Annotated in this window: 8 protein-coding genes; 4 read left to right on the top strand and 4 right to left on the bottom strand. The window is 67.0% G+C overall.

Translation table 11 applies throughout. The annotated features are described in order from the left end of the window. The coding region (locus tag ELR45_RS28740; protein ID WP_205857463.1) for an endonuclease/exonuclease/phosphatase family protein at nucleotides 1-1,088 on the top strand (1,088 nt) is incomplete at its 5' end. A gap of 62 nt (nucleotides 1,089-1,150) precedes the next feature. Here the strand turns inward: ELR45_RS28740 and ELR45_RS28735 are convergent. After that, entirely contained in the window at nucleotides 1,151-1,891 is a 741-nt protein-coding gene (locus ELR45_RS28735) for a class I SAM-dependent methyltransferase (protein ID WP_129669362.1), read from the bottom strand. A 154-nt stretch (nucleotides 1,892-2,045) separates the two neighbouring features. Here ELR45_RS28735 and ELR45_RS28730 point away from each other — a divergent pair, with 154 nt between their 5' ends. The 3 genes from ELR45_RS28730 (at nucleotide 2,046) to ELR45_RS28720 (ending at nucleotide 3,729) form a co-directional block, all read left to right on the top strand. After that, a complete protein-coding gene (locus ELR45_RS28730) occupies nucleotides 2,046-2,441 on the top strand; it encodes a PPOX class F420-dependent oxidoreductase (RefSeq protein WP_129669361.1) in 396 nt (131 codons plus the stop codon). A 16-nt stretch (nucleotides 2,442-2,457) separates the two neighbouring features. Further along, the gene (locus ELR45_RS35960) at nucleotides 2,458-3,093 is read left to right on the top strand and encodes a hypothetical protein (protein WP_165368195.1); all 636 of its coding nucleotides are present in this window, start codon (nucleotides 2,458-2,460) and stop codon (nucleotides 3,091-3,093) included. A 78-nt stretch (nucleotides 3,094-3,171) separates the two neighbouring features. Further along, the gene (locus ELR45_RS28720) at nucleotides 3,172-3,729 is read left to right on the top strand and encodes a hypothetical protein (RefSeq protein ID WP_129669359.1); all 558 of its coding nucleotides are present in this window, start codon (nucleotides 3,172-3,174) and stop codon (nucleotides 3,727-3,729) included. A gap of 39 nt (nucleotides 3,730-3,768) precedes the next feature. Here the strand turns inward: ELR45_RS28720 and ELR45_RS28715 are convergent, their stop codons facing one another. From ELR45_RS28715 to ELR45_RS39485, 3 genes are all read right to left on the bottom strand, one after another. After that, a complete protein-coding gene (locus ELR45_RS28715) occupies nucleotides 3,769-4,713 on the bottom strand; it encodes a carbohydrate ABC transporter permease (RefSeq protein WP_129669358.1) in 945 nt (314 codons plus the stop codon). Then, complete coding sequence (locus ELR45_RS28710) at nucleotides 4,710-5,630, bottom strand: carbohydrate ABC transporter permease (protein ID WP_205857462.1); 921 nt, start codon at nucleotides 5,628-5,630, stop codon at nucleotides 4,710-4,712. The genes ELR45_RS28715 and ELR45_RS28710 overlap by 4 nt, the downstream gene beginning before the upstream one ends. A gap of 38 nt (nucleotides 5,631-5,668) precedes the next feature. After that, nucleotides 5,669-6,477: extracellular solute-binding protein (locus tag ELR45_RS39485; RefSeq protein ID WP_205857461.1), on the bottom strand; the 809-nt coding region annotated here is incomplete at its 5' end.

Here is a 6,477-nt window from a genome sequence, read left to right as displayed (position 1 = left end):
AGCGGCACCTGGACGAGCTCGCCGACCACCTGGACATCCTTCCCGGCCTCGCCGAGCAGGGCGTTCCGGTCTTCTTGACCGGTGACCTCAACGTGCCGAGTCACCTTGACTGGACGCGGGAGGCGGCCGAAGCGTCCGACGAGGAGTTCCGCGACGAGATCGCGTGGCCGGTGTCCACGCGGCTGGAGGAGCTGGGCTTCCGGGACACCTTCCGCGAGACCCACCCGGACGAGGTCGAGTTTCCTGCGTACACGTGGACACCCGGCTACCCGCCACCAGCGATGACCGACGACGAGGTGCACGACCGTATCGACTACGTCTACGCCGCCGGTCCAGCCACGACGCGGGACAGCGTTGTCGTCGGCGAGGACTCCACGATCAGCGACATCGTCGTCGAACCGTGGCCGTCGGATCACCGCGCCGTCGTGTCCGAGCTCGGCGTCGTCCCGAAGCCCGTCGCCGAGCTGGACCCACTGGTGGCCACCGACTCGCCGGTCTACTACCCAGGCGAGCCCATCGAGGTCGATTTCCTCGGTGCCGCCCGTGGGGACCGGATCACCGTCGCGAAGGTTGGACGGTCGAGCGTGCCGGTCCGGGTGGTGCCGACCCAGAGCGAGGCGGGTACGGTCGTCGTGGACGACAGCGCCGGCATAGGTAGAGGCCGCCTGCTCGACCCCGGCGAGTACGCGGTGAATCTTCATGGCCACAACGGCGCCACGGCATCGACGACCATCACAGTGCGGGACCGGGCCGAGCAGACGACGCTGAACCTGGACGCCGAGACGTACTCGTCCGGCGAGCCGATCGCGGCGGCGTTCACGAACGCGTCCGGGAACGCTACGGACTGGGTCGGGTTCTACCGGACGGGCGAGACCCCAGGGACGATCGCCTCACGGTTCTGGCAGTACGTGGGCGGTGGGCAGACTCCGACGGAGCCGGTCGTCGACGGAACCGTCACATTCTCGGCGGATACACCAGGGCCGGGTATGGACACATGGCCGCCACCTCCGGGTGATTACGTCGCATACCTGTTCGAGGAGGACGGCTACCGGATCCTTGCGGAAACGACGTTCAGTGTCACGGGATAGTGTCACGGCTTTGGGACGTGTCTGATGGATCCATGGCCTGCAGCGCGACGCTGCAAGCGTCATCAGCTCCGGAGTCGCGCGCGGAAGACGTACGCCACGTAGGGGAGCTCGAACTGCTCCAGCCCGGCCAGGTCGGGGTGCTCGGCGGCGAAGGTGCGCACGGCCGCGTCCAGCTCGGCCTGTCGCTCCGGTGGCGAGACCAGGTAGTAGGAGCGGGAGCGTATGAGAGCCAGCAGACTCTCCGGCGTCATCGTCACCGAATGAGAGAACTGGGAACGTTCGGGTGTGTCGAACAGCGGGCCGAAGGAGTCCACGAGCCGCACGACGTCGTTCGATCCATCCTGGCTGAGTTCCGCGGCAGCCGTGAACTCGGCCACCCACCGGGCGCTCTCGTCACGGAGGTTCCACATCGGCGCGAACACGCCACGCGGGCGGAGGACGCGAGCGATCTCGGTGTGGGCCTCCTCGGTTCTGAACCAGTGGTAGGCCTGCCCGGCCAGCACCGCGTCGACCGACTCGTCGGGAACAGGAATGGACTCGCCTGACCCGTGCAGAGTGCGCAGCCCTGGGCTTGTGGACTCGAGCAGGCCACGCATCTCGGCGTCGGGCTCGACGGCGACGATGTCGTGCCCCAGTTCATGCAGCTGGCGAGTCAGGATTCCGGTGCCCGCACCGAGGTCGACGACGCGACAGGGCTCATTGCCCAGCGCCCACTCGATGGCGGCCGGCGGATACGTGGGACGGATCCGGTCGTACTCGCCGGCGATCTGCCCGAACGAAAGAGCACGATTCGAGGAGGACACGAATACGAGCCTACTGGTGATAGCGACTGCGTCCGCGCCCACCTGCGACGGTGGAGTATCGTCGGCAACCACGCCGTCGCCGCGGTTGAGAACCGTGCATGTGCCGCGGTCGTCGGCCGGTCATGGACGAGACGCGTGAGGTGAAGGAGTTGTCGTGGCGAAGCCGCCTATCCCGGAACGCCTGGTGGAGATCCTCAAGAGGCCGAACCCCGCGGTGATGGGCACTGTCCGCCCGGACGGTACACCGGTGACGGTAGCTACCTGGTATCTGTGGGACGACGGTCGAATCCTGCTCAATCTGGATGCCGGCCGCAAACGCCTGGAGCACATCAAGGCGAATCCCAGAGTCTCGCTGACCGTGCTCGACGGCGACTCCTGGTATCGGCACGTGAGCGTGCAAGGGACCGTCACGCTCGAGGACGACCCGGACATGACGGGTATCGACCGGCTGGCCCGGCACTACACGGGTGACCAGTATCCGAACCGCGACCGTCCTCGTGTCAGCGCGTGGCTCGAGGTCGAGAGTTACCACGCCTGGAACGCAACCTAGAGACTAATCTCGCTGTGTGGACCGGCCGGCGGACAACGACTGTGAGCTGTTCGGGGAGGGCTTCTGGGGCCAGCCGGTCAACTCAGCCACCAGCTTCGCGTTCGTCCTGGCCGGACTCGCCATCCTGGCCGCCGGACGGGGTCGAGGCTCGGCACGCGTCACCTACGGCATCCTGACTGTGGCGACCGGCCTGGGCTCGGTCATCTTCCATGGTCCTGCGCCTTCCTGGGCAGGGCTGCCGCACGACGTGCCGCTGGTGGCCCTAGTGGCGTTCGTCGGCGCGGATGCGGCGGCGGACCTCGCTGGACGTCGTCTCCCCGCCGTGTGGTGGGTGGTGCCGACGTTGGTGGTTGTGGTCGTGAGCGAGGTGTCGGAACCGGCGCGGCTGGCGGCTCAGGGGTCCGTGGCGGCGTTGGCGGTGGGTGCGTCTCTGCTGCGCTGGTACTACCGCAGGGAGTTTCGGCGCACCATCCTGACGTCGCTGGTCCTGCTCGGCACGGGTGCACTCGTCGGTACCCTCTCGCGCAGCGGGGGACCGCTCTGCGCGCCGGAGAGTGTGCTGCAGGGTCACTCGGCCTGGCATGTGTTGGCGGCGCTGGCGCTATGGCGCCTGGCGCCGGTCATAGGCCGTCACACGAGCTCGCCCGGCTGATATATCCACCGCGGCTGGGTTGTCACCCGGTACAGTTGCTGTCCGTTTGTCGGACTGTCAATGAAAGGAATCTCCTCTATGCGTATCCACCGGGCGGCCACCGCGATCGTGACGGTCGCGCTGGCATGTGGCTTGACGGCCTGCGGCGATGACGACTCGTCGGACGACGGTGGCACCCCAAACGCTGAAGGCACGCCGAGTGGCGATGGCTCACCCACGGTCAGCGATTCGCCCACGCCTGACGATATGCCCACGTCCAGTGACATGCCGACGGCCAGCGGTTCGCCCACGTCTGGCGACACGCCGCCCGACGTCGACGCCGGAAGCAACGAGGAATACTGCGGTTACCTGTCGGTCACCAACATGACCTTGATCGACCTCGATCGGAGCGACGTCGACTCGCTTCAGGAGGCGCTCGACGGATTCGTTGAGATCGAAGCGGTAGCTCCGCCTGAGATCAAGGCTGACTGGGGATGGCTGATCGATCTGTACGAGAGCGGCATCGCGGCGGGCGGTGACCTGGATTACGCCAATGACGATGATGAGCGGTACGACATCACGCGCAGGCTCAACGCACACGCCAATGACATATGCGGTATCGACCTGGGAGAAGGTGGCGTGCCAACGCCGAAGTGAGCCGCGCGGCGCTCCGGTGATCGCACGGTTGACCCATCCTTACCCCTTGACGGCGCCGGACGTCAGACCGGAGGCCATCCGGTGTTGCACCATCAGAAAGAAGACGATCACCGGGACAGCGATCAGCGCGGAACCGGCCATGATCCCGGCCCAGTCGCTGGCGCGGTTGGCGTCGGTGAACGTCCGTAGCCATAGCGGCAGCGTCATGTTCTCGGGGCGGGTCATGATGACCAGCGCGAGGGTGAACTCGTTCCAAGCCTGCAAGAACGCGTAGACGCCGCTGGCGACGAGACCCGGTGCGAGCAATGGCAACGTGATCCGGAAGAACGCCTGCGCCCGGCCGCATCCGTCCACCAGCGCGGCTTCTTCGAGGTCCCGGGGCACGCCCGCGACGAATCCGCGCAGCATCCAGATCGTGAACGGCACGACGCCGGCGATGTACAGCAATGAGAGCCCGATGACGCTGTTGAGAAGCTGCCAGCCTTCGAGGAGCTTGAACTGGGAGATGAACAGTCCCTCAGCCGGGATCATCTGGATCACGAGGACCGCGAGGACGAAGCTCTTGCGTCCTCGGAACCGGAACCGGGACAGCGCCAATGCCGCCAGGAACGCGAAGAGCAGTACAGCCGCCACCGTGATGAGTGTGACGGCCATGCTCATCCTCAGCGAGTCGAGGAAGTCGCTGTCGAACACCCGCCGATAGGCGGCCAGCGTGCCATCGACCGGCACGAACGTCGGCTCAGGGCTCCGGATCCGGTTGAAGGTCAGGAAGGAGCTGTTCACCATCCAATAGACCGGAAACGCCCAGATGGCGGCGAGCACGATGGCCACGACGTTGAGCATCCGGCGGCGACGGCGAGCCGGCGACCGCCTCACACCTGGCGGTCCGTGCCCTGCCGGCGCAACGGGAGTGCCGCGTGGGGCGGTGGATCCGGTGGGAGGGGCGGCCACCAGATCGCCGCCGTCGGCCGGCCGTGTCGTCATGCGTCCAGCTCCTCGTCGTCGCGGACCAGGATCCGCACGTAGTACAGGCTCAGGCCGACCGTGACCAGCAGGATGAACCAGGACGCGGCGGCGGCCAGGCCGAACTGCCCCTCACCGAGTCCCAGCCGGTAGATGTAGGTACCGATCAGGTTCGTGTCGCGGGTGACTCCGCCGGCGTCCTGGAGCACGAAGATCTGGGTGAACACCTTGAGATCCCAGATGATCTGCAGCAACCCGACGATCAGCAGCACCGGCTTGATCAAAGGGACGGTGATCAGACGGAAACGCGCACGTGCGGACGCGCCGTCGATCGCCGCGGCTTCCTGCAGTTCCGCCGGCACCTGGGTGAGGCCCGCATACACGGCGAAGGCCACGAACGGCACGCTCATCCAGACCACGACGATGCCCGCGACGACGAAGAACGAGAGCGGATCGATCAACCAGGAGTGGCCGGCGAACTGCTCGAAACCGATCCGCGTCAGCAACCAGTTGACGACGCCGTACTGAGCGTCGAACAGCCATTGCCAGACCGTCAGCGAGGCCAGATGCGGCATGGCCCAGGCCAGCAGAAGCGCGATCTGAAGGGTCAGCCGGGCACCCCGGCTGACCGCCGTCATCAGCACGGCAACGGCGACACCGACCACCATCGTGGTGGCGGCGACGATCAGACAGAACCCGATCGACCGGGCGATGACGGCCCAGAGGTAGGAGTCGGTCAGCAACCGGGTGTAGTTGTCGAAGCCCACCCATTCGGGTGGCTGCCCGAACTGCTGAGCCAGGCCGTACTCCTGGAAGGACATCACCGCCTGCCGGAACAGCGGGTAGCCGAGTGCGGCCAGGAGTACGGCCAGGGCCGGCGCCAGCAGCAGGTAGGGCATCGGCGTCCGGCGGCGGGTCAAGGGCTGTGCGCTCGTCACACGGCACTCCGGTCCGGGTCGTGAGCCGGCATCGGTGCTCAGCCGAGCTGGTCGGTGATCGCGGTGTCCGCGTCCTCGGCCAGCTGCTGGACGTCCCCTCCGTTGGCGATCGCCACGAAGAGGTCTTCCAGAACGCGTGACCCTTCGACGACGGCCCAGTTAGCCGCCGCGGGTGTGAGCTTGGCGTTGCTGACCGCCTCGATCGATGCGGTGGCGTACTCGTCGTCGCCGAGCCCGTCGGCGAGCGACGCCTTGGCCGGGGTGAGCCCGTTCTCGGCGTACTGCTGCTGGAAGTCGTCGCTCAGCATCAGCTCGACCAGTCCGGCGGCCAGTTCCTGGTTCTCGGAGCTGGCGGAGATCGCGATGTTCGAGCCGCCGAGCAGGACCGGCGCGGGCTCGCCGCCGGTTCCCGGCATCGCGAAGACGCCGACGTTCTCCATCATGTCCGGGCAGCCGACCTCCTCGTCGTCTATGCTCCAGCGGACCCATCCGGGCGCGGAGAGCATGCCGACCTCACCCGCGCAGAACGGAACCTGGGGGTCGGCCTCGTTGCCGTCCTTCGGTGCCGCCGAGGCCTCGGTGAACAGCTGCTGCACGAGCTCCAGCCCGTCGATCGACTCCGGTGTGGAGAGCGCACCCTCCCACGCGTCGCCGTTCTGCACCGCCAGCTCACCGCCGGCGTCCCAGAGGAAGGTGACGGCGTTGCGCCAGTCCTGGCCGGGAAGCCAGAAGCCGGAGAAGTTGTCGACGTCGGCGTTGTCGTCGCTCAAGATGATGGCGGCGTCGACGAAGTCGGCCATGGTGGCGGGGACGTCGAGGCCGGACTCTTCGAACAGATCCGTGCGGT

The sequence above is a fragment of the Phytoactinopolyspora endophytica genome, assembly GCF_004138495.1.
GTDB classification, from domain to species: Bacteria; Actinomycetota; Actinomycetes; order Jiangellales; family Jiangellaceae; genus Phytoactinopolyspora; species Phytoactinopolyspora endophytica.
This window is presented reverse-complemented; position numbering and strand designations above follow the sequence as displayed.

Bases quoted from the DNA above. Each gene is read 5' to 3' on its own strand.
- ELR45_RS28720 (WP_129669359.1), top strand. From the start codon at position 3,172: ATGCGTATCCACCGGGCGGCCACCGCGATCGTGACGGTCGCGCTGGCA.
- ELR45_RS28715 (WP_129669358.1), bottom strand. From the start codon at position 4,713: ATGACGACACGGCCGGCCGACGGCGGCGATCTGGTGGCCGCCCCTCCC.